General features: G+C 66.5%; 2 protein-coding genes. Both read left to right on the top strand.

Annotated elements, in window-relative coordinates:
- Nucleotides 1-170 precede the first annotated feature (170 nt).
- Complete coding sequence (locus C5O18_RS09115) at nt 171-1,475, top strand: alpha/beta fold hydrolase family protein (RefSeq protein WP_105193298.1); 1,305 nt, start codon at nt 171-173, stop codon at nt 1,473-1,475.
- On the top strand, nt 1,468-1,776 hold a 309-nt coding region (locus C5O18_RS09110), incomplete at its 3' end, for a hypothetical protein (protein WP_241146808.1). The genes C5O18_RS09115 and C5O18_RS09110, both read left to right, overlap by 8 nt.

Here is a 1,776-nt window from a genome sequence, read left to right as displayed (position 1 = left end):
CGTGAAGCTGCCTGGAACAAGACACTAAAGCATGGCAAAACTGCGGCATGGAAACAACGTGCCCTGTCTGACAATGTTTGGCTAATCACCGAAAATGTCCGAATATGTCGGCGCACGCCCATGCCGGCCGTTATCAGCAGGCTGCGCGCCCCCGTGAACCAGGACAGACCATGCCACTGATCACCCGCTTCCTGCTGCCCTGCCTGCTCGCGCCGCTGCTGGCTTCCGCGCCCACCAGCGCCGCACCGGCACCCGACAGCTACGCTTTCCCGCTCGGCAACCCGTTCATCGCCACCATCACCGGCACGCCGCCGGCGCTGCAGCCCGAAGGCCTGCCCGCCGACCGCAACATCGACCAGGATGACTACGCGCTGACCCTGCGTCCGGAGAGGGAGTTCGACCTGCCGGACAACTTCTGGTCGGTGCGCAAGCTGAAGTACCGCATCGCCCGGCAGCACCAGCCGGCGCCGCTGGTCTTCATCATTGCCGGCACCGGCTCGAACTACGCCAGCGGCAGCATGGAGAGCCTGAAGAAGATCTTCTACAAGGCCGGCTACCACGTCGTGCAGCTCTCCTCCCCGACCAGCTACGACTTCATGGCAGCGGCCTCGCGCCATGCCACGCCCGGCTTCAGCCGCGAGGACGCGCGCGACCTCTACGCCGTCATGCAGGCGGTGCGCGCGCAGAACGCCGAGCTGCCGGTCACCGGCTACTACCTCACCGGCTACAGCCTGGGCGGCCTCAACGCCGCCTTCGTCAGCGCGCTGGATGAACAGGAAAAGGCCTTCGACTTCAAGCGCGTGCTGCTGCTCAACCCGCCGGTCAACCTCTACACCTCGGTCAGCAACCTTGACCGCCTGGTGCACACCGAGGTCAAGGGCGTGACCGACAGCCAGACCTTCTACGACCTGATCTTCGCCAAGCTGGCACGCTACTTCCAGGACAAGGGTCACATCCAGCTCAACGAAGCCATGCTCTACGACTTCCAGCAGTCGCCCCAGGGCCTGAGCAACGAGGAGCTGGCCATGCTCATCGGCTCCGCCTTCCGCTTCGCGGCGGCGGACATCGTGTTCACCTCCGACCTGGTCAACCGGCGCGGCGGCATCGTGCCGACGGACGCGAAGATCACCGAAGGCACCAGCCTGACGCCGTATTTCCGCCAGGCGCTGCTGTGCAACTTCAACTGCTACATACGCACCCAGCTGCTGCCGTTCTGGCGCGAACACTTCGATGGCACCGACCTGCCTGCGCTGATCCGCGACACCAGCCTGCACGGCCTCGAGGATTACCTGAAGAGCGCCACGAAAGTGGGCGTCATGACCAACGCCGACGACCTCATCCTCGGCCCGGGCGACCTCGGCTTCCTGCGCGCGACATTCGGCGACCGCCTCACCGTGTTCCCGCGCGGCGGCCACCTCGGCAACCTGACCTACCGCGAGAACGTCGCCGCCATGCTGGAGTTCCTCCATGACTGACCGCCAGCTGACCGCCCTCCTCCTCGCCGGCCTCACCGGGCTGGCGGCAACGCTGCCGGCGCACGCGGAAACCGCACCGGCCACGGAGTCCGCGCCGGAAGCGGTCACGCCCGCCGCTGTGGCGGATGTGCCGTCCAGCATGCCAGCCACCCTGGCACCGCTGGCAGTGGCGCCCGATGCCGACGGCTTCCTGAATCCGCTGGATTCGCTGCGCTTCCTGCCCAAGGAAAGCCTGGATGCCTTCGAGCAGGCCACGCTGGGCGCGCTGGCCGTGTCCGACCCCTGGGAATCGCTGAACCGG

It is taken from the genome of Amnimonas aquatica (assembly GCF_002943415.1).
GTDB lineage: Bacteria > Pseudomonadota > Gammaproteobacteria > Pseudomonadales > Moraxellaceae > Perlucidibaca > Perlucidibaca aquatica_A.
The sequence above is the reverse complement of the archived record's forward strand: the minus strand, read 5'-3'. Positions and strand labels throughout refer to the sequence as shown.

Excerpts from the sequence above, each read along its gene's own strand:
- C5O18_RS09115 (WP_105193298.1), top strand. The coding sequence starts at position 171 with ATGCCACTGATCACCCGCTTCCTGCTGCCCTGCCTGCTCGCGCCGCTG.